The organism is Burkholderia sp. Bp9143, assembly GCF_003853645.1.
GTDB lineage: Bacteria > Pseudomonadota > Gammaproteobacteria > Burkholderiales > Burkholderiaceae > Burkholderia.
This window is the reverse complement of sequence record NZ_QTPO01000003.1, coordinates 67,584-91,925: the sequence shown is the minus strand read 5'-3', so window position 1 is coordinate 91,925 and position 24,342 is coordinate 67,584. Positions and strand designations below refer to the sequence as shown.

17 protein-coding genes and 2 pseudogenes are annotated in these 24,342 nt (G+C 68.3%); 3 read left to right on the top strand and 16 right to left on the bottom strand.

Translation table 11 applies throughout. From position 1 onward, the window contains the following. Positions 1 to 81: 81 nt before the first annotated feature. Positions 82 to 1,827 (top strand): cyclic peptide export ABC transporter, encoded by a 1,746-nt coding sequence (locus tag DIE23_RS03095; protein WP_124610741.1) that lies wholly within the window; start codon positions 82 to 84, stop codon positions 1,825 to 1,827. Positions 1,828 to 2,046: 219 nt separating this feature from the next. Here the strand turns inward: DIE23_RS03095 and DIE23_RS03090 are convergent, their stop codons facing one another. The 14 genes from DIE23_RS03090 to DIE23_RS03025 form a co-directional block, all read right to left on the bottom strand. Further along, entirely contained in the window at positions 2,047 to 3,081 is a 1,035-nt protein-coding gene (locus DIE23_RS03090) for an ABC transporter substrate-binding protein (RefSeq protein ID WP_124610740.1), read from the bottom strand. A 5-nt stretch (positions 3,082 to 3,086) separates the two neighbouring features. Then, positions 3,087 to 3,887 (bottom strand): siderophore-iron reductase FhuF, encoded by an 801-nt coding sequence (gene fhuF, locus DIE23_RS03085; protein WP_124610739.1) that lies wholly within the window; start codon positions 3,885 to 3,887, stop codon positions 3,087 to 3,089. Then, positions 3,884 to 5,977 (bottom strand): Fe(3+)-hydroxamate ABC transporter permease FhuB, encoded by a 2,094-nt coding sequence (fhuB, locus tag DIE23_RS03080; protein WP_124610738.1) that lies wholly within the window; start codon positions 5,975 to 5,977, stop codon positions 3,884 to 3,886. Before fhuB ends, fhuF begins: the two co-directional genes overlap by 4 nt. Continuing rightward, entirely contained in the window at positions 5,974 to 6,825 is an 852-nt protein-coding gene (locus DIE23_RS03075) for an ABC transporter ATP-binding protein (RefSeq protein ID WP_124610737.1), read from the bottom strand. The genes fhuB and DIE23_RS03075 overlap by 4 nt, the downstream gene beginning before the upstream one ends. Next, positions 6,815 to 7,831, bottom strand: coding sequence for a TauD/TfdA family dioxygenase (locus tag DIE23_RS03070; protein ID WP_124610736.1), 1,017 nt, complete (start codon positions 7,829 to 7,831; stop codon positions 6,815 to 6,817). The genes DIE23_RS03075 and DIE23_RS03070 overlap by 11 nt, the downstream gene beginning before the upstream one ends. 45 nt (positions 7,832 to 7,876) lie before the next feature. Then, positions 7,877 to 8,119 carry an MbtH family NRPS accessory protein gene (locus DIE23_RS03065; RefSeq protein WP_124610735.1) on the bottom strand — a complete coding sequence of 81 codons (243 nt, stop codon included), beginning with the start codon at positions 8,117 to 8,119 and terminating at the stop codon, positions 7,877 to 7,879. 96 nt (positions 8,120 to 8,215) lie between these two features. Beyond that, positions 8,216 to 8,860, bottom strand: coding sequence for an RNA polymerase factor sigma-70 (locus DIE23_RS03060; RefSeq protein WP_124610734.1), 645 nt, complete (start codon positions 8,858 to 8,860; stop codon positions 8,216 to 8,218). 363 nt (positions 8,861 to 9,223) lie between these two features. After that, positions 9,224 to 10,246 (bottom strand): fimbrial protein, encoded by a 1,023-nt coding sequence (locus DIE23_RS03055; RefSeq protein ID WP_124610860.1) that lies wholly within the window; start codon positions 10,244 to 10,246, stop codon positions 9,224 to 9,226. Continuing rightward, the gene (locus DIE23_RS03050) at positions 10,243 to 10,989 is read right to left on the bottom strand and encodes a molecular chaperone (protein ID WP_124610733.1); all 747 of its coding nucleotides are present in this window, start codon (positions 10,987 to 10,989) and stop codon (positions 10,243 to 10,245) included. Before DIE23_RS03050 ends, DIE23_RS03055 begins: the two co-directional genes overlap by 4 nt. Before the next feature lie 16 nt (positions 10,990 to 11,005). Then, positions 11,006 to 13,459 (bottom strand): fimbria/pilus outer membrane usher protein, encoded by a 2,454-nt coding sequence (locus DIE23_RS03045; protein ID WP_124610859.1) that lies wholly within the window; start codon positions 13,457 to 13,459, stop codon positions 11,006 to 11,008. Between the two features lie 120 nt (positions 13,460 to 13,579). Further along, positions 13,580 to 14,092, bottom strand: a complete 513-nt coding sequence (locus DIE23_RS03040; RefSeq protein WP_124610732.1) for a fimbrial protein — start codon at positions 14,090 to 14,092, stop codon at positions 13,580 to 13,582. Positions 14,093 to 14,951: 859 nt separating this feature from the next. Next, entirely contained in the window at positions 14,952 to 16,418 is a 1,467-nt protein-coding gene (locus DIE23_RS03035) for an efflux transporter outer membrane subunit (protein WP_124610731.1), read from the bottom strand. Then, a complete protein-coding gene (locus DIE23_RS03030) occupies positions 16,415 to 19,552 on the bottom strand; it encodes a multidrug efflux RND transporter permease subunit (protein ID WP_124610730.1) in 3,138 nt (1,045 codons plus the stop codon). Before DIE23_RS03030 ends, DIE23_RS03035 begins: the two co-directional genes overlap by 4 nt. 18 nt (positions 19,553 to 19,570) lie before the next feature. Then, positions 19,571 to 20,758: a MexX/AxyX family multidrug efflux RND transporter periplasmic adaptor subunit gene (locus tag DIE23_RS03025; RefSeq protein ID WP_124610729.1), complete on the bottom strand. Its 1,188-nt coding sequence runs from the start codon at positions 20,756 to 20,758 to the stop codon at positions 19,571 to 19,573. A gap of 150 nt (positions 20,759 to 20,908) precedes the next feature. Here DIE23_RS03025 and DIE23_RS03020 point away from each other — a divergent pair, with 150 nt between their 5' ends. Continuing rightward, a complete protein-coding gene (locus tag DIE23_RS03020; protein ID WP_124610728.1) occupies positions 20,909 to 21,556 on the top strand; it encodes a TetR family transcriptional regulator in 648 nt (215 codons plus the stop codon). Between the two features lie 329 nt (positions 21,557 to 21,885). Further along, on the top strand, positions 21,886 to 23,163 hold the full coding sequence (locus tag DIE23_RS03015) for a M23 family metallopeptidase (protein WP_185646375.1): 1,278 nt from the start codon (positions 21,886 to 21,888) through the stop codon (positions 23,161 to 23,163). Positions 23,164 to 23,292: 129 nt separating this feature from the next. Here DIE23_RS03015 and DIE23_RS03010 read toward each other — a convergent pair. Continuing rightward, a pseudogene (locus DIE23_RS03010) lies at positions 23,293 to 24,036 on the bottom strand (amino acid ABC transporter permease). 2 nt (positions 24,037 to 24,038) lie between these two features. Beyond that, positions 24,039 to 24,113, bottom strand: a pseudogene (locus DIE23_RS03005) (amino acid ABC transporter permease); the annotation flags it as partial. Between the last annotated feature and the right edge of the window lie 229 nt (positions 24,114 to 24,342).

Sequence of the window (24,342 nt, the reverse complement as noted above, 5' to 3'; positions counted from 1 at the left end):
GGGCCCGTCCCGCGTGCTGCTTTCGCGTCAGTCCTGCCATTTCCGCATGATTTGCCTGCCCATCATTTACCGACGTTGCCGATGACAGCCGCCCACGAGCCTTCTTCCCCGCCGTCCCTCGACGCCTCCCCCAGCCGCCCCGCGGCCCGCCTGATCCTCGCGTTGCTGCGCGAAAGCCGCGCGTCGCTCACGCTGGCGCTCGTCGCCTGCGTGCTCAACGGCGTCGCGAGCGTGCTGCTCGTCGCGACGCTGAACCGCGCGCTCGCGACGCCCGGCGCGGCCGACGCGTCGCTCGCGTGGCGCTTCGCGCTGTGCGCGGTGATTGCGCTCGTCACGCGCATCGTGTCGGGCACGCTGTTCGCCCGGCTGTCGCAGGACACGATGGCTCGGCTGCGTGTCCATCTCGCGCGGCGCGTCGGCGCGGCCGAACTGCGCGACATCGAGCGGATCGGCGCGGCACCCGTGCAGTCGGTGCTGACCGACGACGCGACCAACGTGTCGATGCTGTTCTTCGCACTGCCGAACCTGGTGATGCACGGCTCGATCGTGTTCGGTTGCCTCGGCTATCTCGCGTGGCTGTCGTGGCCCGTGTGCCTGCTCGCGCTGACTGCGATCATCGCGGGCTCGCTCGGCTATCACACCGGCGATCGCCGCGCGATCGCGTCGCTCGAGGCGGCCGGTCAGGCGCAGGACCGCCTGTTCGGCTACCTCGGCTCGCTGTTCTCCGGCGCGAAGGAACTGAAGCTGCACGACGCGCGCGCACGCCAGTTCGTCGACGGCCAGCTCGGCGCCGCGATCGGCGAGGTACGCGACCACCGCCGGCGCGCGTTCAGCGCGTACGCGGTCGGCGTCGGCTGGATCATCTTCCTGTTCTACGTGTTCCTTGGCGCGGCCGCGTTCTGGCCGCAGCTCGGCGTGCATGCCGATGCGAGCACGGCAGCCGGCTACGTCGTCGTGTTCCTGTTCATGCTGGTGCCGCTCGACGGACTGCTGAACAACCTGCCGACCGTCAATGCGGCACGCGTGTCGCTCGGGCGCATCGAAGGCGTGATGGCCGAATTCGGCGCGCTGCGCACGGTGCCGCCCGCCAGCGAAGCCCCCGACGTGCCGCCGGCCGGCGCCGTCACGTTGCGCGGCGTCACGCACGCCTACTTTCACGAGCGCGACGAACGGATGTTCCGGATCGGGCCGATCGACCTGACGATCCGGCCCGGTGAACTCGTGTTCATCGTCGGCGGCAACGGCAGCGGCAAGACCACGCTCGCGAAGGTGCTGACGGGACTCTACGAACCGGAGGAAGGCGCGATCGAGGTCGACGGCCGCACGATCGGCTGGCGCGAGCGTGCCGCGTACCGGCAGCGCTTCAGCGCGGTGTTCAACGACTTCCACCTGTTCGATGCGCTGCTCGGCATCGTCGACCCGGACGATCCGGCGCGTGCGCAGGCCGATGCGCGCGCGAACGCGCTGGTCGCGAAGCTCGCGCTCGATCACAAGGTGAAGGTCGTCGACGGCGCGTTCTCGAACCGCGCGCTGTCGACCGGGCAGCGCAAGCGGCTCGCGCTCGTCGTCGCTTACCTGGAGGACCGGCCGTTCTACCTGTTCGACGAATGGGCGGCCGACCAGGATCCGTCGTTCAAGGCCGTGTTCTACGAGCAGTTGCTGCCCGAGTTGCGCGCGCGCGGCAAGGCCGTGATCGTGATCACGCACGACGACCGCTATTTCGATCTCGCCGATCGCCTGCTGAAGCTCGACAACGGGCAGATCGTCAGCGACACGACGCCCGCGCGGTCGCGCGCACGGGATGGTGAAGACGCGCTGAGCGCGTAAACACGGGTGAACGCGGGCCACCTGCGCGCAGCGATTGCGGCGTGCAGGCGGTGTTCGGTTCGGAGGTCGGAAGGATTCGGATAAGCCGGAAGGAAAGATTGTTCGGCGTACTTGCATACACGTAACGCCACCGCAATGCCGCGTCCCGTTCGCACGGCACGCGGATGACGACGCGGCTCCCGACCGCGCTGCCCCACCCGCTCACGACAAACCGCGCGTTCAGCGCACGGCCGGCAGCTTCAGCATCGTATCGGTCATCACGTCGGCCAGCTTCAGCGCCGACATCGGCCCGCCGAACCCCCAGATGTTCCGCTCGATGAGCGCGATCCTGTGCTCGCGCAGCGCAGGCACGAAACGCCACACCGGCGAATCGAGCTTCGACGACAGCGGCACGTCCATCCCCGTCGCGGTGACGAACAGCACGGCGAGATCGCGTTGCCGGAGCAGATCGGCGGACGTCACGTAAAGCGTGCCCTCCCGCGTCGGCTTCTTCGGCCACGGATCGAGCCCGAGTGCGCGCGCGAGGCCCGCCGACGTGCTGTTGCCCGTATAGGCCCAGTAGCGGTCGGGCAGCCCGAGGTCCTGCAGCAGTGCGATGCGTTCGCCGCCGCGCCCGGCCGCCTTGAGCCGCGACGCATTGCGTACGATCCCCGCGTCGAGTCGCGCTTCGACCGTCTGCGCGCGCGCATCGCGTCCGGTCACGGTACCGATCGTCCGGAAGATCTGCCGCATCCAGTCGAGCTGCGTGACGGGCACGCCGTCTTCCGACACGTTCGGGCTGAACTGGAACAGGATCGTCGGCGCGATCCGGTCGAGCGCGGCGAAGATCGGCGCATGCCGGAAGCCCACGCCGATGATGAGATCGGGCTTCACCGCGGCGATCGCCTCGAGCCCCGGCTCCTGCCGCGAGCCGATGTCGGTCACGTGCGCGAGCCGGTCGCTCTCGTAGCCGAGCCAGCCCGGATAGAACGCGGTATCGGCCATGCCGACCGGCACGATGTCGAGCGCGATCACGCTTTCCGCGAACATGAAGTCGAGCGCGACCACGCGCCGCGGTCGCACGGGCATCGTCGCGCTGGCCTGCGACACGACGGGGTTGCCCGCCAGCGAGCGGCCCGGTTGCGTTGCCGTGCTGCGCTGCCCGGCACGTGCGTCGTCGGCGACCGCCACGGCCGGCGCAACCCACGCGCCGCAGCACGCAGCGCCGAGCGCGGCCAGTGCGCCGAGCGCATGGCGGCGGGCGGCACGTGTCACCGGCGTCACCGGATCGCGTCCTGCTCGGCCAGCGCCGCGTCGTCCATCGTCAATAGCAGGGGGCAGCTTCCACACAGTTGCGTTTCTCCAGGAATTTCATAGCGCAGGCAGCACACGCGGCGCGCGCGAAACGGCGTCGGCAGCAGCGGCGAGCGCGGCACGGCGTCGCGCACCGGCAGGCGCAGCGGATTCGGTTCGCCATGGACGCAGGACGCGCCGAACAGCCAGTCGGCATCGCGAACGGGATCGGCCGCGCACGGCAGCGCGCGGTACGTGTCGAGCAGGTAGTCGAGCAGGTTGCCTGCGTTGCTCCACAGCACGCGCGGCGTGACGCGGCCCATCGCCGCGAGCAGGTCGATCACCGCGCCGAGATGCGCGACGAGCCCCACATAGCGCGACGCGGGATCGGTGCACGGTGCGCCGAGCGCGTCCGGCGCGAAATACAGCGCGGCCGGCATCCCGTCGTCGAGCGCGACGAACGTGCGATCCGGCGCCATGTCGAGCGGCCGGCCGAGCGTCAGCGCGGCGACCACGCCGGCGGGCGCCGCGCGGCCGAAGTAGTACTTGCTCCATTGCGACATCAGTGCACGCGCATGCTGCGCCGGATCGCCGCCGTAATGGCGGACCATCGCGTCGAGCACGGCCTCGCGATGATCGGGCAGCGCGCTGACCGGCACGACGATCCGGCCCGACGCGTGCGTGTCTTCGGGCATCCCGAGCCACACGACGTCGAGATGCGCGGCGAACGCTTCGGGCGCGAACGCCGAGAAGCGCGTGGCGCATGCGCCGTCGAGCACCGGCGTCATCGCCCCGCGCGCCGGGCGCGGCGCCCCTCGAGGATCAGCAGTCCGAGCAGGTACGGCGCGCCGATCAGTGCGGTCAGCACGCCGGCCGGCACTTCGCGCGGCGCGACGACCGTGCGGGCGGCCAGATCGGCCAGGCCGAGGATCAGCGCGCCGCATGCGGCCGCGAGCCACAGCCGCGTGCGATGCCGGCGCGCGCCGAGCATCGTCGCGACGTGCGGCGCCATCAGTCCGATGAAGCCGACCGGCCCGACCGCCGCGACGGCCGCGCAGGCGGCGAGCGTCGCGATCGTCAGCGCGAGCGGCCGCAACGCGGCGACCGGCAGGCCGAGCGCGGCCGCCTGGTCGTCGCCGAGCGCGAGCATGTCGAGCGGCCGCGCGAGCCATGCGAATACGGGGACCGCGAGCACGCACCACGGCAGCAGCATCGACACCTCGCCCCAGCTTCGGCCATAGGTGCCGCCGACGAGCCAGACGACGAAGCGCGCGGGCTGCACGCTTTGCTGCGTGATCAGCCATTGCGCGAGCGTGGTCCACAGCGCGCCGATCACGATGCCGGTCAGCGCGACCGCGAGCGGTGCGTAACGATGCCGGTGATTCAGCACGAGCGTGATCGCGAGCGACAGCGCGCCGCCGATCAACGCGGCCGCCGCGAGCGTCACGTGGCCCATCAGCGGCCACGTCGACAACGCGAACAGCGTGACGAGCCCCGCGCCCTGCGTGACGCCGAGCACTTCGGGGCCGGCGAGCGGATTGCGCACGACGCTCTGCATCGCGACCCCGCTCACCGCCAGCAGTGCGCCCGCGAGGAGCGCGCACAACAGCCGCGGCATGCGCAGGTCGATCAGCATCCGCGCGACGGCATCGTGGCCCGACAGCGCGGCGGACCAGCGAGCCGGCGACAGCCATTCGGGGCCGGCCGACACGCTGACGAACACGACGAGCACGCCGGCCGCGACGAACAGCGCGGTACGCAGCGGCCAGCCGAGCCGTTCGAGCCAGCCGACCACGCGTGTCGAGCCGCTGCCCGCCGCGCGTTCGGCCTGCGCATGCAGCACGCCCGACCACGCGGCGCCGCGCCGGATCATCGCGAGCATCAGCGGCGTGCCGACGAGCGCGATCGCGACGCCGGTCGACAGCGTCGCGTCGAGGCCCGACGCGAGCACCGCGCTGTCGGTGACGAGCACGAGCGCGCCGCCCGCGAGCGCCGACAGCGGCACCAGCACGCCGAGCCGCGCCGCGCGGGCGCCGCGCACCTGGCGCAGCAGGTTCGGCGCGACGAGCCCGACATACGACAGCGGGCCCGCGATGCTGACGGCCACGCTCGTGAACGCGACCGCGACGATCGTCGCCGCGAGCCGCGTCGCGTCGACCCGCACGCCGGCCGCGGCCGCCGCCTCGTCGCCGAGCGCGAGCGGATTCAGCGGCCGGATCACGAACGGCAGCGCCAGCAGCGGCAGGACCAGCCAGCGTGCGGCGAGCGCGAGCCCGGTCGCGCCCGGTTGATAGAGACTGCCGTTGGTCCACAGCGCGGCGCCTGCGATGTTCTGCTCGAAGAACGCGAGCACCAGCGTCGACAGCGCCGCGAACAACAGCATGCAGACGCTGCCCGCCAGCACGAGCCGCAGCGGCGTCGCGCGCCAGCCGCCGGCCGCGACGATCGCGCATGCGGCGGCGATCAGCCCGCACATGAACAGCAGCGGCACCGACGCGACACCGGCGAGCGCCGGCACCAGCATCGCCGCGAGCAGGCCGAGCTGGGCGCCGCCCGTCACGCCGAGCAGATCGGGCGACGCGAGCGGGTTGCGCGTGAGCGACTGGAACAGCGCGCCCGCGATGCCGAGGCAGCCGCCCGCGACGAGCGCGGCCGCGACGCGCGGCAGGTTCAGGTCGAACAGGAACACGCCCGCGAGCGCGGCAGCGTCGCTGCCCGGCACGGCGTTCCACCACACGCGCAGGTCCGGTGCGACGCGCAGCACCGCCAGCACCGCGATCAGCGCGACGAGGCCAAGCGCGATCGCGCCGGCACGGCTGCCTGATGCCGCGCCCTGCCCGCTCGCCGCGAGCCGCTTGCGCATCGCGAAGGTCGTCATACGGCGATATCCCGATCGACGGCGCGATCGAACGCGCCCGCCATGCCGGATGCCGGCGGCCCATAGGCCGGCACGCACATCGGCGCGCCCGTCTGCGGATGCGCGAGCTTCAGCATGTCGACGCCGAACGCCGTGCGCAGCCGCGCCGGCTCCAGCATCGCGTCGGGCGAGCCCTGCGCGACGAGGCGGCCGGCACGCATCAGCACGATGTCGTCGCTGTACGCGGCCGCCTGGTTCAGGTCGTGCAGGACCCACACGATCGTCAGCCCGCGCGCGCGGTTCAGCGCGCGCAGCGCGTCGAGGATGTCGAGCTGGTGATGGATGTCGAGATAGGTCGTCGGCTCGTCGAGCAGCACGATCGGCGCCTGCTGCGCGAGCGCCATCGCGATCCACGCACGCTGGCGCTCGCCGCCCGACAGCGCGCCGACGTCACGCTCGGCATCGCCGGCGAGGCCGCTCGTGTCGAGCGCCTCATCGATCGCCGCATGATCGGCGCGCGACAGCCCGCGCAGGAAGCCGCCGTAGGCATAGCGCCCGTACGCGACGAGCTCGCGCACGGTCAGCCCCGACGGAATCTGGTTGAACTGCGCGAGCATCGTGAGCTCGCGCGCGAGCGCGCGACGGCGGAACGACGCGAGCGGCTTGCCGTTCACGTCGATGTGGCCCGCACGCGCGGGCTGCAGGCCCGCGAGCGTGCGCAGCAGCGTGCTCTTGCCGCAGCCGTTCGGACCGCACAGCGCCGTGACGCGGCCGGCCGCGATCGACAGATCCAGCCCGTCGATCACGACATGGTCGCGATAACCCACCGTCAGTCCGCGCGCGGCAAGCGCGGCGGTACTACGCGTCATCGGTCCTCCGTTCGGTCGCGCGCGGGACCGTGTAACTCTGCGCCATCGCGACGACCACCTTGCGCGGCCCGTCGAACGGGTCGCGCGCATGCGCGGTCAGCATGTTGTCGAGCATCAGCACGTCGCCCGTCCGCCATGGGAACACGATGCGCTGGCGGTCGAGCACGCCGCGGATTTCCGCGAGCGCGTCGGCCTCGAGCGGTTCGCCGTCGCCGTAGTACACGTTGCGCGGCACGTTCTCGAGCCCGACTGCGTCGACGAGCGCTTCCTGCATGTCGTCGTCGAGCGCGGACAGGTGAAACAGGTTCGCCTGGTTGAACCACACGCGGTCGCCGGTGCGCGGATGGCGTGCGACGGCCTGGCAGCGTTCGCGCGTGCGCAGCAGCAGTTCGCCGTCGTCGGTGCGCCATGCGCATTCGATCCCGCGCGCCGCGCACATCCGCTCGACCTCGGCCGGCTCGTCGGTGCCGAACGACTGCTGCCACGGCAGGTCGAGCCCCTGGCCGAAATTGCGCACATAAAGGAGCTCGCGCTGCTCGAAGCGCGCGACCAGCGCCGGGTCGAGCGCGCGATGGACGGTGCGGCTGTCCGCGATCGGCGTCGCGCCGCCGTTCGGCGCCGCGAGCGCGCAATGGAACCAGATCCGCAGCGGCCACTCGCGCGTGTACGACTGCTCGTTGTGCAGCGGAATCGCGCGGTGCGGCGGGTATTCGGTCGACGTGTAAACGGCGCCCTCGACCTGGCTGCGCGGCGTCGACGCGTATTCATAGCCGATCAGCGGATCGCCGAACGATGCCGCGAACTGCTGGAACGCATCGATCGACGGCACGTGAAAGCCCGTGAACAGCACACCGCCCGCCCGTTCGAGCGTGTCGGCCGCGATCGCATGCGCGAGCGGCGCGATCTCGTCGATCGACATGCCGTCGGCGCTGCGCGGCGACACGACGGTGGGCAGCCCCGGCTCGATACGCAGGTCGTCGAGCGTCGGCAACGAAAGCAGGGTCATGCAACGTCCTCTTCAGGTGGTGCGCCGGAAACGCGGCGCAGCGGGTCACGACGCGCGCGTCGCGCGTTCGCCGTCCATCGCGCGGCGCAGGCTCGCGGGACGCATGTCAGTCCAGACGGTCTCGATGTGCGCGAGGCAGTCGGCCTTCGGGCCGCGCACGCCGACCTCGCTCCAGCCGGCCGGCACGGGCCGGAACGTCGGCCAGATCGAATACTGTTCTTCGTCGTTGATGACGACCGTGTAGACGAGGTCGTCGGTGTCGGCGGAAGGCGTCGTGGCTTGCGTCATGATCGAAAAAAAAGCGGGAGGCGGTTGAAGGATGCGAAGCGGCGAACTGTCGAATCGGCCGCTCCTGTCTTGAAGACGATTGGCCGGCGCGATTTTTTACCGCCGTCGCGCACGGCCGCCGAGAAACACCGGGCACGCGACGCCGCGATGGCATGCGTCGAGGCATTCCGCGCAGTGCCGCTCCGCGTCGCGCACCATGAAATGCACGAGTGTTTGCGACACGTTCAGCGCGCGCGCCGCGGTCTGCAGCGTTTCCTCGCGCAGCCGCACCATCTCGAACGCCGCGCGGCTGCGCGCCGGCAGGTCGTCGAGCGCGGCCCACACGCGACGCAGCGTGTCGCGTGTCATCAGCGCGGCCTCGGGTGTCGGTTCCGGCGACGGCACGTCGAAGCCGTCGTCCTCTTCCGTGTGATAGACGTTCTCGAGGCTTTGCCGGCGGCACGCGTCGATCGACGCGTTGCGCACCATCCGCGTCACGTACGCGACCGGCTGGCGCACCGCCTCCTGGTTCGGGAATTCGACGAGCTTCACGAACACGTCGTGCACGACGTCCTCGGCCCGGCTCGCACAACCGACGAAGCCGCGCGCGACGTTGACGAGCATCGCGCGATGGGAAATCAGCACGTCGAGCAGCGCGCCCTGCGCACGCGGCGCGGCGCGCGACGGCAGGTCCGGATAACTGCCGAGGAACGGGTTCGCCGTTGCCGCCGCCGGTCGTTCGAGCACTTCCGCCATTGCCATCGATCTGCTCCGTCCAATTCTGAGATAGCGCAATTTAACGTAAACGCAAATCATTCTCAATACGATTACGAGATACCCCTTCCAGTTGTCCGGATTTGTCTGATCAATCGATGGGAGCGACGTTTCGGCGGATGGAGGGCGCGCGCAAAGGATCGCGCTGCGTTCGAATCTTTCTGCGGGTCGGCGCTGTCGAGCGCGAGGTTGACCGGCGCCGTCGCCTGCCCTGACCCGACCGAGGGACGAACGGCTGGCATGGCGATCGCGACCGGTGTGCCGCCAGGTGCGTTGAGTATCGCGCAGCGGGTTTGAAAAGGAAGCGCCGGCGTGCGTGCGGTGCGCTAGGCTGCGCCCACGCACGTCACGTCAGTAGATGAACAACCGGACCGTTGCGGTCGCATCGAATCGCCCGATCTTCGGTGGCCCGAACGATTTCAGCACTGCGTCCATCAGCACACTTTGATTCATCACGTTCGACGGAAACTGCGCGAGCGTGAACTGCTGATTGAACGGAATGGCCTTGCCCTGGCTGTCCTCGATGCCGATACCGAAATTGCTGTCCTTCGCCGGCACCAGCAAACCGTTCTGTACCGGAAAGCTCGTTTCGAAATACCCGTCGACCCGCACCGCGACGTTGCACTTCTTGGTCAACGACAACGAGAACCGCTTGCGCGGCACCGCCGGCAGGAAGCCGTTACCCACCGCCTGTACCTGCCCGAAGTTGACGATGCCCGGTTCGGGCGTCACGAGCACGTCGACGAAGCATGGCGTCGGCTTGAGGTTGCGCAGGCCGCTCAGGCGGTACTGGAAGCTCGGGTTGTACGCATTCAGCCCGAACTCGCCGTCGAACTGGAATACCGTGTAGATATCGCTCGGCGGCTGGACCCAGTTGCCCTTCTTGCGCACGACGACCTGATAGTCGATGCTGATTCGGGTCTGCTGACAACGCCCGCGGTCGAAGTCGTACTTGCTGCACGGCGGCACCGAATACCCGGTAAACACGCCGCCGCCGCGATTGCTCGTCTTGTCGAAGTAGTCGATACCCTTGTAGCGGATGCCGATCTCCAGCCCCCACGCGGCCGGGTTCGTGCGATTCGGATTCGCGTAGAAATAGACGTTGTCGACGACTTTCAGGCTGTCGGCATCACCGAGGTCCTTGTAGCAATACCCCGACGTCGTGCGGACCGGCGACACCCAGATCACGTATCCATCCGGCGCGTCGGTCGGATACGACGCAACGCCGCCGATCGGCTCGGTCAGCGAGGTCGCGCCGCTGTTCGTCAGGCATCGCAGTGCCCACGCCGGCTGCGCCGCCGCGACCAGCAATGCGAGCACGAGCCAGCGCAGCCACGTCGCCGGCAATTGCCGTTCGCGCATCCCGCCGCTCATCGCTTCACGCTCTTGCACGCACCCGCGTCGCACGCATACTCGACCGCCACCTGGCCGCCGTAATCGTCGATATGCGTGACGAACAGCGTCGACGGCGTCGCGGCCTTGAACGGCACGTCGGCCGTGTTCATCGGGCTCACCATCACCGGCTCGATCGGCACCGGCGTCTTCTGCGCGCCTGCCGTCACCTCGACCACCGTCACGTGGTACGGCGTCGGATTGTCGAACACGAGCCTGTGCGCGGCTGCGTCCACCCGCAGCGTCATCGGCAGCGTCCAGTCCTCGTCGCGCGCGGGCTGCACGGCCCTCGGCCGGTAGAACAGTTTCATTTGCGTATGCAGCGCGATCTGCAGGGTATTCGGCGTATCGGACTTTGGCGGTACTTCGCGGATGTTCAGGTAGAACACCGATTCGCGATCGGCCGGCAGCGCCGCGCCGGGCAGCTTCGCGATCCGCAGCACGTTGCGCTCGTTCGCCTCGACGCGCTGCAGCGGCGGCACGACCATCAGCGGCGACGTGATCTTGTTGCCCTTCGCGTCCTCGAGCCACGATTGCACGAGATACGGATACGTCGTGCTCTTGTTGGTGATCGTGACGATCGCGGCCTGTTCGCCTTCGTTGAAGATCACGCGCGTGCGGTCCGGCACGATCGCCGCGTGCGCGACGCCGGCGAGCAGCGCGCCGGCCGCCGCCAGCATGCACGACGTGCGTCGCAGGAAGGAAAGGGAGAAAGCAGGGTTCATCGCAGGATCCGTGAAATCATCGTTCGACCCGTGCGGCCGCTGCATGCGACTCGCCGGGTGTCTGGCACGTCACCGGAATCGGCGTGCCTTCGAGTTGAAGCTGGTTCGGCAGCACGTCCACCGTGCACAGCGTGCGTTCGCCCGCGCGCACCGCGAGCGCGGATTTCGGCTGGACCTGGGTCAGGAACGCGGCACCGCCCTCTCCGACGATGCCGAGCTCCTTGCCGTTCGCCGCGTCCTGCACGGATGCGCCGAACGGCAGCGGCTTGCCGGCCGCATCGGTCAGCGTCAGGTACAGGTTGCTGCCGCGCGCGACGGCGAACTTCGCGAAGCCGATCGCGCCGTCGGTCAGCACCATGCGCTGGATCGGGTTCGACACCTGCACTTCGAGCGGCAGCTTCTCGACGTTGACGGTCGCGTCGTACACGTTGTACGGCGAGATCCCGTCGAGCACCGCATAGCCGCGCGAGTCGGTATGCGTGAGCGTGCCGGACAGCGGCACGTCGCGCACGCCGTCGGTCGACACCAGCAGGCGCGTATCGCCCGCATTGCCGTTCGCGTGCGCGGACACGCCGTACTGCGTCGCGACGAACGAGCCGTCGACCTCGAGCGACGCGGCCGCATACGCGTTGGCGAGCGTCGACGCCTGCGCGGTCAGCTGGTACGTCGACGTGCGCTGGCGGAAGCTCGCGTTCGCCGACGCGCGGCCGTCGGTCTCGCCCGCGTTGATCTGATAGGTCCGGCCGGCCGGATCGTCGTAGATGTAGCCCGCGTTCACGCTCGTGCTGCCGCTGCCCGTCGTCAGGTTCGACGTGACGGTGTGGCGGCCGCCGATCGGCAGCGTCGCGGTCACCGAGAACTGGTTGCCGCTCGCGCCCGCGCTCTGCGTGCGGAACGCCGACATGCTGACGTTCAGGTTGCGCAATGCGCCGATCGAGAACGCGCGCGTCAGCGTGAAGCCCACGCGCTGCTCCGACGCGCGGGCCCAGTAGGTCGTCTGGTCGTACGAGAAATAGGTCGACGTGTCGCCGAAGCGCTTCGACATCGTCGCCGAGTAGCGCTGCTTGCTGTTGGCGAGGCCATACGCGGTCGGGTCGCCGGAGAACTGTGCGAAGTTCGTGTATTCGCGCTCGGAAAAGCGATAGCCGAAGAAGCGCACGTCAGCGTCGAGCCCGTCGAAATGCTTCGAATAGTTGATCCGGTACGAGTTGCCATTGCGCGTCGCGCCGTTCCACCACAGACGCGCGCGCGCATGCGTGAGGTCGGCCGAAACCGCGCCGAACGTGCCGAAATCTCGGCCGACGCCGAGCGCGATCGACGTATAGCCCGAAGCGGCGATGAAGCCGCCGTACACCGTGATGTCGAACGGCAGACCGTACGCGGCTTCGCCAAAGCCGAAGAACGGCGTGATGCCGGCGCCGCCGAACTGCCGCGGCTTGCCGACCGCGGCCTTGTAGCGCAGCTGTCCGGTGCGCGCGAGAAACGGCACGGCAGCCGTCGTCACCTGGAAGCGCTGCACGCTGCCGTCTTCTTCCTCGACCGCGACGTCGAGCGTGCCCTGCACGCTCGTGTTGATGTTCTGCAGCGCGAATGCGCCCGGCGACACGCGTGTCACGTACAGCACGCGGCCCGCCTGCGACACGGTCACGGTCGCATTGGTGCGCGCGACGCCTGCGATCAGCGGCGCGTAGCCGCGCAGCGAAGGCGGCAGCATGCGGTCGTCGCTGCGGATCGACGCGCCGGTCAGCGCGAACGTGTCGAAAATATCCGAGCTCAGGTAGTCGTCGCCGAACGTCACCGTCGACTGGATCGACGGCAGCGCGCGAAACGTGTAAAGCCGGCTGAAGCGGAACGTGCGGTCCGCGTACGCGCTGCTGCCCGCGTTCGACTGCGCCTGGTAGTCGCCGCGAAAGCGCCACGCGTCCCAGTTCGCGCCGATCGTGCCGTAGGCCTGGATCGAATTCGTCTGCTCGCCGCCCGAACCGAAGTTGCGGTTCGTGTTCGCGATCACACGATAGTCGAGCATCGCGCCCGGAATCCCTTCGGACCAGCGCTCCGGCGGCAGGTAGGTCGAATCGGTGAATTCGAGCGCGGCCTGCGGAATCGTGATCTTCAGCCGTCCGTCGCTCTTCAGGTAACGCACGGTCGCGCCCTCGATCGCGTCGAGATCGACGCAACGTCCGCCCTGGAAGCGCGGCAGGTCCTTCGCGAGCGACGGCTTCAGCCCGAACTGCGCGACGAGTTCCGGCGGCAGGCACGGCTTGCCCGCGCCGGATGCGTCGAGTGCGATGAACTGGATTGCCTGCAGCCCATAAAACAGGTCGTTGACCTGCACGTCGAGCATGTATTCGCCCGGCAGCGTGAAGTCGGCCTGCGAGAACTGCGACAGGTCGACGTTGTTCGAGCCGTCGATGTCGAGGAACGACGAATTGAATTCCGTCGCATGGCTCTGGCTGCCGACCACCAGCACGGAGACGCAAAGGAAGGAATGTCTGATTCGCACGCGGCGCTACCGGAAGTCCGAGAGAAAACTGGGCAGGAAGGAAAGGAAGGAGAAAGGGTGCGCGCACCCCTCCTCCGATACGGCCGCTTACTGGTAGCGAACCGTGAAGTTCGCGACGCCGTCGGCGGTACCCGGCGTCACGCCGGCTGCCGTCGCTTCGTACATCGCCGCGAAGCGCGCGACGTTGGTGCCGTTTTGCAGCACGGTCGGTGCCTTCTGCTCGGCGCCGTTGTCGAGGTACTCGCCCGACGCGGCCTGCAGGCGGATGCCGACGTTGGTTGCCGAGCCGATCGTGGCGAGCAGCTTCGGCTGGCCCGCGCTCGACGTGCCCGTGAACGTGAAGTACGCGTTCTGGGCGATGCTGGTGTCGCAGTCGGTCAGCTTGATGTCGAAGTTGGTCGGCGTGGACTTGTCGCCGGCCTGCTTGAACGTGTGGGTCGGCACCTTGCCGAGGTTCACGGTCTGGTTGACCGAACCAGAATCGATGCCGCATGCGCCCGCGACGATCTCGCCCGTGAAGTTGATCGTGCCGGTGCCCTCTGCGAAGGCCAACGTGGACAGGGCCGCGAGTGCGACAGCGGTCAGGAGGGATTTTTTCATGACGTTTTCCGTGAGAATTGCAAAAGGAATGGACGACGTGGCGGATACAAAAGGCAGCGTGTGGTTGGCTCCCGTCCGTCACGAGGCGGCATTATCAAGATAGGAATGAAAGAATTCTGTAAAGCATTGTTAAATCACCAATGACAATCTTCGTTTTACGCACTTTCAAACAGACTCTTTCCCTGCAATTCTCAATCTCGACATTTTCGTCCATGGTTCTTTTTGATTCCCAGGAACTGACTGAAATTTAAAGATATTTCCTGTCTGGAATTGCAGCAATCCGGCCCCTCCTTGCCGGGCTTGGCTTTTCTGAATCACCAATCGGGAAGGACAAAATTCTGTCAAATCCCGCCATCGTTGTCGGACTGCAACGAAAGTATTCGACGATTTTCAACTGACAGGAAATGAACGACCGATTTTCAATACTCTATATTTATCGCGCAAACGATTGCGCAACTCACACAAACGTTTTACCGCGACACTTCGCCACCCTTTATTATTCTCAATGCGTAAATTAATTGAATCGTCAACCCGGGATTAAAAGCCACATGTGATGCCGTGCGCCGTCACGACATTCGACGCACCTGCGCGAAGACGCCCACGCGACGTTTCGCCGCTTTGGCTGGAATCGAAAAGGAGGAGGTCCGGCACGATCGGGGGCCGTGTGACGACGCGATCGATCGCCGGGATGCATGTCGAGTCGAAGGTGGCCCTTCGACGCGACAGCGGGGAGAAAAAACGTGGATGACGACGCGCGGATGCGCTCATCGTCGATTTCTGCCGGTGGCCCGATGGAAGCAACACCGACCGTGGGGACGACGACCCATCGCAATGCGCCATCGCCCCCACGGCGACTGAATCACGCGGCAGCGTCGCCTGCCGATGCCGGCACCCACCCGCCGCCCAGCGCGCGATACAGCGCAATCGCATTCGCGAGCCTGAGTTCCTTGAGCCGGATCAGCGCCTGCCCCGACTCGTACGTGCTGCGCTGCGCGTCGAGCAGTTCGAGATACGTCGCGACGCCGCCCGCATAGCGGCGCTCGGCGAGCTTCAGCCGCGCGCCGTCCGCCGTGTAGACGTCCTGCTGCGCGGCAAGCTGGCGATCGATCCAGTCGCGCGCGGCGAACGCGTCGGCCACTTCGCGGAACGCGGTCTGCACGGTCTTCTCGTATTCGGCGACCGCGATGTGCTTGCGCGCGTTCGCGACGTCGAGATTCGCGCGATTGCGGCCGCCCGCGAAGATCGGCAGCGTGATGCGCGGCTCGAACGTCCACACGCTCGTGCCGGCCGCGAACAGACTCGAGAACGCATCGCTGACCGAACCGTAGTCCGTCGTCAGCGCGACGCGCGGGAAGAACGCCGCGCGTGCGGCGCCGATTTGCGCGTTCGACGCCTTGAGTCGCGACTCGGCCTGCCGGATGTCCGGTCGCCGGTCGAGTAGCGCGCTCGGTGCGCCGGGCGCCACCGGCGCGATCGCGAGCGCGTCGAGCGCGGTGCCGTCGGCCGGCACGTTGCGCGCGAAATCGCCGGCGAGCAATTGCAGTGCGCGCACCGATCGCGCGTGCTCGCGCTGCAGCTCGGCCTGCGACGCACGCGCGGACGCGACCAGCATCTCGGCCGAGCGCAGCTCGATCGCATCACTCGTGCCGGCCGCGTAGCGGCGTTGCGTGAGCGACGCGATGCGCTCGCGCGCGTCGAGCGTGCGCTGGGCCAGCGCCAGTTGCTCGTGCAACGATCGTTCGGAAACGTACGCCCCCGCGACTTCGGCAATCACGCCGATGCGCACCGCGCGCTGCGCGTCGGCCGTCGCGAAATACTCGGCGAGCGCCGCGTCGGACAGGTTGCGCACGCGGCCGAACAGGTCGAGCTCGTACGCGCTGATGCCGACGCCCGCGCGATACAACCCGCTCACCGCGCTCTCGCGCACGACCGGGTCGTACTGGCGCGTGCGTTCGTAGCCGAGGTTCGCGTCGACCGACGGCATCAGATCCGCGCGCTGCACGCCGTATAGCGCGTGCGCTTCGTCGAGCCGGCCGGCCGCGATCCGCAGGTCGCGATTGTTCGCGAGCGCCGCGTCGATCCAGGCCTGCAGCGCCGGATCCGTGAAATACGCGCGCCAGTCGTCGAGCAGCGCGGCATCGGCGGACGCGGCCGGATCGACGCCCTGCTGCGTGTCGCCGTCGACCGGCGCATAGCTGGCCGGCACCGGCGCCACCGGACGCTCGTAGCGTGGCGCGAGCGAGCAGCCCGCGAGCGCGAACGCAAGTGCGGCAGCCAGCGCGACCTGAGCCCGCGGCGTCACGCGCGCCTTCAGGTGAAACGTCATTGTGCTTCCTCCATCGTCGTCGGCTGCGACCCGCCGCGCCGGCGCGGGCCGACATCGAACAGACGGCCGACGATCACGAAAAACAGCGGGACGAGGAACACCGCGAGCACCGTCGCCGTGATCACGCCGCCGAGCACGCCGGTGCCGATCGCCATCTGCGCGCCGGACGCGGCGCCCGATGCGAACGCGAGCGGCAGCACGCCGACGCCGAACGCGAGCGACGTCATCACGATCGGCCGCAGCCGCAGGCGCGCGGCCTCGAGCGCGGCGTCGACGAGCGACATGCGCTGCGCGACCAGGTCCTTCGCGACTTCGACGATCAGGATCGCGTTCTTCGCGGACAACCCGATCGTCGCGATCAGCCCCACCTTGAAATAGATGTCGTTCGGCATCGCGCGCAGCGTGACGCCGAGCACCGCGCCGATCACGCCGAGCGGCACGACCAGCATCACCGCGAACGGGATCGACCAGCTTTCGTACAGTGCCGCGAGCGCGAGAAACACGACGAGCACCGACAGCGCGAACAGCATCGGCGCCTGCGCGCCCGACAGCCGCTCCTCGAACGACTGCCCCGACCACGCGTGGCCGATGCCGGCCGGCAGCTTCGCGGCGAGCCGCTCGATCGCGGCCATGGCCTCACCGCTGCTGTGCCCCGGCGCGGCCGAGCCGTTGATCGTGAACGACGGATAGCCGTTGTAGCGCGTGAGCTGCGGCGGCCCGAGCGTCCAGTGCAGCGTCGCGAACGCCGCGAGCGGCACCATCTCGCCGCGCGTGTTGCGCACGCGCAGCTTCTTCACGTCGTCCGGATCGAGCCGGTGCAGCCCGTCGGCCTGCACGATCACGCGGCGCACCTGCGTGCCGTGCATGAAGTCGCCGATATAGTCGGAGCCGAACATCACCGCGAGCGTCGTGTTGATCTCGTCCATCGACACGCCGAGCGCCGACGCCTTCGCGCGATCGATGTCGAGCTTCAGCTGCGGCGCGTCCTGCGTGCCGGCGAACATCAGGTCGGTGAGTGCCGGGTCCTTGCCGCCCGCCGCGAGCAGTTGCTCGCGCGCGGCACTGAACGCCGCATAGTCGAGCCCGCTGCGGTTCTGCAGCCGGAAGTCGAAGCCGCTCGTCGAACCGAGATCGGGCAGCGCCGGCGAGTTCATCGCGAACACCGTGGTGTTCGCCGTGCCGGCGAAGCGCTCGTTGATCCGCGCGACGATCGCCTGCACGTGATCGCGCGCGGCCTTGCGCTCCTTCCAGTTCTTCAGCGTGACGAAGATCATCCCGCCGTTCGGCCCTTCGCCGTACAGGTTGAAGCCGCCGAGCGCGAACGTGTACGCGGCCGGCTCGTCGCGGCGGATGTACGACTCGACCTCGCGCACGCTCTGCATCGTTTCCGCGAGCGGCGTGCCCTGCGGTCGGATCACCATCACCATGAAGTTGCCCTGGTCCTCGTCGGGCAGGAACGCGGTCGGCAGTTGCGTGAGCATCAGCGCGGCGGCCGCGGTCAGCGCGCCGTACACGACGAGCCAGCGCAGCGGCTTCTTCAGCATCGCGCCGACGCGCGTCGCATAGCGCTGCGTCGCACGTGCGACGAAGCGGTTGAACCAGCCGAAGAAGCCGCGCTTCTCGTGATGGTCGCCGGACACCGGCTTGAGCAGCGTCGCGCACAGCGCGGGCGTCAGCGACAGCGCGAGGAACGCGGAGAAGCCGATCGATACCGCGAGCGCCAGCGCGAACTGCCGGTAGATGTTGCCCACCGCGCCGCCAAAGAACGCCATCGGCACGAACACCGACGTCAGCACGACCGTGATCCCGACGATCGCGCCGCTGATCTGCTTCATCGCCTTGACGGTCGCGTCGTAGGGCCCGAGCCCCTCCTCGACCATCAGCCGCTCCACGTTCTCGACGACGACGATCGCATCGTCGACGAGGATGCCGATCGCGAGCACCATCCCGAACATCGTCAGCACGTTGATCGAGAAGCCGGCCGCATGCATCACGCCGAACGTGCCCGCGAGCGCGACCGGCACGACCAGCGTGGGGATCAGCGTCGCGCGCAGGTTCTGCATGAACAGGAACATCACGAGGAACACCAGCACGCCGGCCTCGATCAGCGTCGTGACGACCTTGTTCATCGACACGCGCACGAACGACGACGTCTCGTACGGGATCTGGTATTTCACGCCCGGCGGGAAATACACTGACAACTCATCCATCGCCGCGCGCACGCGCTTCTCGGTGGCCACCGCGTTCGAACCCGGCGCGAGCTTGATGCCCATGCCAGTGGCGACCTTGCCGTTCACGTACGACGGATAGTTGTAGTCGTTGCCGCCGAACTCGACGCGCGCGACGTCGCGCAGGTAGAGCGCGGAGCCGTCCGGCTGCGTGCGCAGCGCGATCGCGCCGAAATCGGCCGGCGTCTTCAGCGGCGCATCGGCGAACACCGTCGCCGCGATCGGCGCGCTGTCCGGCACCGCACCGCGGCCGATGTCGCCGACCGTCACGCGCGCGTTGTGCGCGCGCACGGCCGACGCGATGTCCGACGCGGTGAGGCCGTGCCCGGCCATCTTCACCGGGTCGGGCCAGATCCGCATCGCGTATTCGGCGCCCCAGAACTGCACCCGGCCGACGCCGTCGACGCGGCGCAGCGCCTGCACGACGTTCGCCGACGCGTATTCGCCGAGTTGCACGTCGGTCATCCGGCCGTCGTCCGACGTCAGCGACACGACGAGCTGGATGTTGTCCGCGGCCTTCTCGACCTGGATGCCGTCGCGCCGCACGGGTTCGGGCAGCCGGGCCTCGACCGTCTTCAGGCGGTTCTGCACTTCGACGGCCGCGAGATCGGCGTTGACGCTCTGCTTGAACGTCAGGTACAGCGACGCCATCCCGGCGCTGCTCGTCGCGGACGTGTACAGCAGCCCCGGCGCGCCGTTCATTTCGCGTTCGATCAGCGCGGTCACCGATTCCTCGACGACCTGCGCGGACGCACCCGGATACGTCGCATAGATGCTGACGACGGGCGGCGCGATGTCCGGGTACTGCGCGACGGGCAGCGCGCGAATCGCGAACACGCCGCCGAGCATGATGAAGAGTGCGATCACCCACGCGAAGACGGGGCGATCGATGAAGAAACGTGCCATGTTGATCTATTGAACCGGTCAGGTTTGACGGGCGGCCGTCTGTGACGCGGCCTTCGTCGGCGATGCCTGCTCGACGGGCTTGACGGCGGTATCGGGCGCGAACTGCGCGGCGTTGTCGACAATCACGCGCTCGCCGCCCGCGAGGCCGCGCGTGATGCGCCAGTCGCGTCCGCTCATCCGGTCGGCGACGACCTCGACGTCCTTCACCTTGCCGTTCGCGCCGACCACGCGCACCGACGTGCGGTCGGCCGTGCGCAACAGCGCATCGCGCGGCACGAGGATCGCGCGCTGGTCGACCGCCGCGTCGAGCGCGATCCGCACATATGCGCCCGGCAACAGCTCGCGTTCGGGATTCGGGAACAGCGCGCGCATCGCGACGGTATCGGTGGTCGGATCGACCGCGAGATCGCTGAACAGCAGCTTGCCCTTCAGCGGATACGCGGTGCCGTCGGCGCGCAGCAGCGTCACCGTGACGTCGTGCTGCGCGATGCCCGTCGCGCGCCCGCTCTTCACCGCGCGGCGCAACGCATCGACGTCGGCCGCCGGCTGCGAGAAATTCACGTAGATCGGATCGAGCTGCTCGACGGTCGTGAGCGGCGTCGCCTGGTCCTGGCCGACGAGCGCGCCTTCGGTGACGAGCGCGCGCCGTGCGCGGCCCGCAATCGGCGCGGTGACGGTCGCATAGTCGAGCTGCAGTTGCGCGCGGGCAAGTTCGGCCTTCGCGGAAGCGACGTCGGCCTTCGCCTGCGTGTCGTTGGCGACGGCCTCGGTGTGATCGCGCTCGCTGACCGCGCGGTCGCGCACCAGGTCGTCGTAGCGGCGGCGCTTGTCGCTCGCCGCGAGCGCGGCGGCCTGCGCTTTCGCGAGCGCACCCTGCGCGGCATCGCGCGCGGCCTTCAGCGGCGCGGGATCGATGCGGAACAGCACCGCGCCCTGCTTCACTTCCTGACCTTCCTCGTAAGTCCGCGCGGTGACGATGCCCGCGACCCGCGCGCGCACTTCCGCTTGCCGATACGCGTCGAGCCGGCCCGGCAATTTGACGGTCATCGGCACGGCCGTCGGACGCACCGTCACGACCGTCGCGTTCTGAATGGCCTGCGGCGCCTTGTCCTGTTCGCCCTTTCCGCATCCGGTCACGGCCAGCATGGCCGCGAGCGCGAACGGCGCCAGCCGAAGGCGGCGCCCCAGGGAGCGTTTGTTATTCATGTTCGACCTCGGATCGTTCGCCGCCGATACAATGCGGCGGCTCAGGGTGGCCGATTATAATCAGTCACGACTGATTAAATACATGCGGTTGTAATCCGGCCGCCACACTGTCTCAATAAAACGACAGCGAACTGTAAGGAAATTCACGACATGGCCCGCAAGACCCGGGAAGAATCGCTCGCCATCAAGCACCGGATCCTCGACGCCGCCGAGCTCGTGCTGCTCGAGAAAGGCGTCGCGCAAACCGCGATGGCGGACCTCGCCGAGGCCGCCGGGATGTCGCGGGGCGCCGTGTACGGCCACTACCGCAACAAGATGGAAGTGTGTCTCGCGATGTGCGACCGCGCGTTCGCGCGCACGTCGGAAGGGTTCGACGCGGTCGACAGCCTGCCCGCGTTCGCCACGCTGCGCCGCGCGGCATCGCATTTCCTGCAGCAATGCGGGGAGCCTGGCCCGATGCAGCGCGTGCTCGTGATCCTCTATACGAAGTGCGAGCAGAGCGAGGAGAACGGCGCGCTGCTGCGCCGCCGCATGCTGCTCGAGCTGCAGACGCTGCGCATCACCAAGGCGCTGCTGCGCCGCGCGATCGCGGCCGGCGAAATCGCCGCCGATCTCGACGTGCATCTCGCGGCCGTCTATCTCGTGTCGCTGCTCGAAGGCGTGTTCGCGTCGATGATCTGGACCAACCGGTTGCGCGGCAATCTGTGGAACGACGCGGAAGCGATGCTCGACGCCGGGTTCGATGCGGTCACGACGTCCGCCGCGCTGCGCGTGTGCGCGCAAAAATTGCCTGTCTGACGAAAAGCCACGCAATAAATGCTGATTTAACCCGATTTACCGCAGTGCGAAACGAATGAGCTGACCCTCTTTAAAATTTTTAACGTTTTGCGGAACATCGGTAGACTGACGCTGTCATCTTTCTTTAGCGTCTTCGTGATAAACCGGGTTCGACCCGGAAAGTTCACGCCGCCGTTCGAAGCGGGCCTGCCCGCGCGTTGGGTCGAACGGAAACGATACAGGCCCCTGGCGGGGCCTGTTTTGTTGCACGCCCGTCGCCCGCCCCGTCGCCACCCGACGGACATGCCGCCGATGGCTCCCGCCCACACCTCATTGAACCGCTTTCCTGGATGTGGACACCTTTGGTCAAGCCTGCCGCAACTCCTGATGCTTTCGCGCCCGGGCGCGCGCAGCGCCTCGTGCGCGCGCTCGTGCCGGCCGCCGTGCTCGGCGCCCTCGCCGCCTTCGGCCTCGCCGCCGCGCTGCCGGCCGTCTCGCAACTGCCGGGCGCCGTCGATTCGGGCACGGCCGCGCTGCCGCAGCGCGTGCTGTCCGACACGCCCTTTCCCACCGCGCAGCATTTCGTGACGAGCGAACTCGCGCGCACGATCGGCGAGCGCAACGAACTCAACGAACGCAGTGATCGCAGCCCGCAGCCGGGCCTGTTCGCACCGCTCAGCGCGCACCGCAACGACATGCTCGGCTATACGAGCCTGTTCCAGTTCGCACCGCCCGAACAGCAGCACGGGATGCGCGCGGGCGACATCGAACTCACGCTGTCCGATACGCTGAACCGTCTCGACGTGCCGCCCGAGGTGCGCATCCAGCTCGGCGATCTCGTCACCGGCAAGGTCGCGCTGCGCGCGAGTGCGCAGCGCGGCGACTACTACCGCGTCGCGTACGACACGAACAACGGCACGCCGCACCTCACCGCGCTCGAGTTGCGCGTCGCGGGCCGCACGTTCGGTACGATCTGGTTCCGCGCGCCGGGCGCCGACCACGGCGCGTACTACACGCTCGACGGCGCGCCGCTCGAAGCGGCCGCGTTCACGATGCCCGTCAAATGGACGCGCATCAGCTCGTTCTTCGGCGAACGCATCCACCCGCTGTCGCAGGCGATGGCGTTCCATACCGGCGTCGATCTCGCCGCGCCGTCCGGCACGCCGGTCGATGCGGCGGCCGACGGCGTCGTGTCGTTCGTCGGCACCGATCCCGGCGGCTACGGGCACTACGTGATCGTCGATCACGCGGACGGATATTCGACCTACTACGCGCATTTGTCCGCGTTCGCGCGCGGGCTGAAGACCGGCGAAACCGTGAAGCAGGGCCAGCGCATCGGCTCGGTCGGGATGACCGGCGCGGCCACCGGCCCGCACCTGCACTTCGAAGTGCGCGTCGCGAACGATCCGGTCGATCCGCTCGTCACGCTCGCGAGCGCGCAGACGGGGCTGTCCGACATGCAGCTCACCGCGTTCCGCCAGGAAGCGGCGCAATGGCGCTTCCGCCTCGCGTCGATCAATACGACGCCGTTCGCATTCGCGCAGAGCGACGGCCCGCTGTGGGGCGACTTCGCGACCGGTCCGTCGACGCTGCGCGCGGTCTTCGATACGCACTACAGCGCGTCCTGACGCCGACGCGCGCAGCACCATCACGCCCGTCGCCGCTCGAGCAGCGGTGACGCGACCCGCCGCGGGTAACCGCAGGCCATCGATCTTCATCACCGGCAATGCGCCGCATGCCTCGCACGCGGCCCACCGTCACCGCGCGGGTTCCGTGCGCTCGGCCGTCGCCTGCGCGATACGCTGCGCACGCGGGCGGCGCGACAGCAACCAGCGCACCGCGCCGTCGAGCGACGTGCACAGCACCAGATAGATTGCCGCGACGAACAGGAAGATCGGTGCCGGATACACCATCAGCCGGTTGTTCACCTGCGTCGCGACGAACGACAGCTCGGGCACGCCGACGATATAGGCAAGCGACGTGTCCTTCACGAGCACGACCCACTGGTTGACGAACGACGGCGTCATGATCCGGATCGCCTGCGGCAGCAATACGTAGCGTACCGTCTGCCAGCGCGTGAGCCCGAGCGACAGCCCTGCCTGCCACTGTCAGTCGCCGGCCGCGACGATGCCCGCATGCACCGCATGCGCGAGATATGCACCGCCGATCAGCGCCAGCGCGCACACGACCGTCGCGCGTCCCGGCACGTCCATGTGCAGCAGCAACGCCTTACTTGTGAGCATCGGCATCAGGAAGTACGTCCAGAAGATCAGCATCAGCACCGGAATCGCGCGGAAGAAGCCGATGAACGCGAGCAGCAGCACGCGCAGCGGGCCGCGCGCGAGCGCCATGGCGACGCCGAGCGCCACGCCCAGCACCGCCGACGCTATGGCCGACGCGATCGCGAGCACGAGCGACAGCGCGGCACCGCCGAGCGGACCATCCGGGAATGCGCCGACGAGCAGGTACGGCAGGTTGCCGAGCAGCAGCGAGAAGTCCATCGTCACCGCCCTGCCCCGAGCCGGTCCCGCCATTGCGTGGCCGCGTAGGCGCCTGCCTCGATCGAGGCCACCGCGGCGGGCCGCATGCAACGCATGCGCACAAAAAAACGCCCGCTGCACGCAGCGGGCGCGAATCCCAGTCAAGGAGGTGTCACACGAACTACGGGTTCAGAATAAAGGCATCGCCCGCGGCGGACAACGAAGCGATTGCGATATCGATATCGTGCGTCCCGCGATGCGCTTGCACGCACCCACGCGAAGACGTCACGCATGAAAAAACGGCGCGCCGCCTGCGTGGCGGAGCGC

Bases quoted from the DNA above. Each gene is read 5' to 3' on its own strand.
- DIE23_RS03095 (WP_124610741.1), top strand. From the start codon at position 82: ATGACAGCCGCCCACGAGCCTTCTTCCCCGCCGTCCCTCGACGCCTCC.
- fhuF (WP_124610739.1), bottom strand. From the start codon at position 3,887: ATGACGCCGGTGCTCGACGGCGCATGCGCCACGCGCTTCTCGGCGTTC.
- fhuB (WP_124610738.1), bottom strand. From the start codon at position 5,977: ATGACGACCTTCGCGATGCGCAAGCGGCTCGCGGCGAGCGGGCAGGGC.
- DIE23_RS03075 (WP_124610737.1), bottom strand. From the start codon at position 6,825: ATGACGCGTAGTACCGCCGCGCTTGCCGCGCGCGGACTGACGGTGGGT.
- DIE23_RS03070 (WP_124610736.1), bottom strand. From the start codon at position 7,831: ATGACCCTGCTTTCGTTGCCGACGCTCGACGACCTGCGTATCGAGCCG.
- DIE23_RS03065 (WP_124610735.1), bottom strand. From the start codon at position 8,119: ATGACGCAAGCCACGACGCCTTCCGCCGACACCGACGACCTCGTCTAC.
- DIE23_RS03060 (WP_124610734.1), bottom strand. From the start codon at position 8,860: ATGGCAATGGCGGAAGTGCTCGAACGACCGGCGGCGGCAACGGCGAAC.
- DIE23_RS03055 (WP_124610860.1), bottom strand. From the start codon at position 10,246: ATGAGCGGCGGGATGCGCGAACGGCAATTGCCGGCGACGTGGCTGCGC.
- DIE23_RS03050 (WP_124610733.1), bottom strand. From the start codon at position 10,989: ATGAACCCTGCTTTCTCCCTTTCCTTCCTGCGACGCACGTCGTGCATG.
- DIE23_RS03040 (WP_124610732.1), bottom strand. From the start codon at position 14,092: ATGAAAAAATCCCTCCTGACCGCTGTCGCACTCGCGGCCCTGTCCACG.
- DIE23_RS03035 (WP_124610731.1), bottom strand. From the start codon at position 16,418: ATGACGTTTCACCTGAAGGCGCGCGTGACGCCGCGGGCTCAGGTCGCG.
- DIE23_RS03030 (WP_124610730.1), bottom strand. From the start codon at position 19,552: ATGGCACGTTTCTTCATCGATCGCCCCGTCTTCGCGTGGGTGATCGCA.
- DIE23_RS03025 (WP_124610729.1), bottom strand. From the start codon at position 20,758: ATGAATAACAAACGCTCCCTGGGGCGCCGCCTTCGGCTGGCGCCGTTC.
- DIE23_RS03020 (WP_124610728.1), top strand. From the start codon at position 20,909: ATGGCCCGCAAGACCCGGGAAGAATCGCTCGCCATCAAGCACCGGATC.
- DIE23_RS03015 (WP_185646375.1), top strand. From the start codon at position 21,886: ATGTGGACACCTTTGGTCAAGCCTGCCGCAACTCCTGATGCTTTCGCG.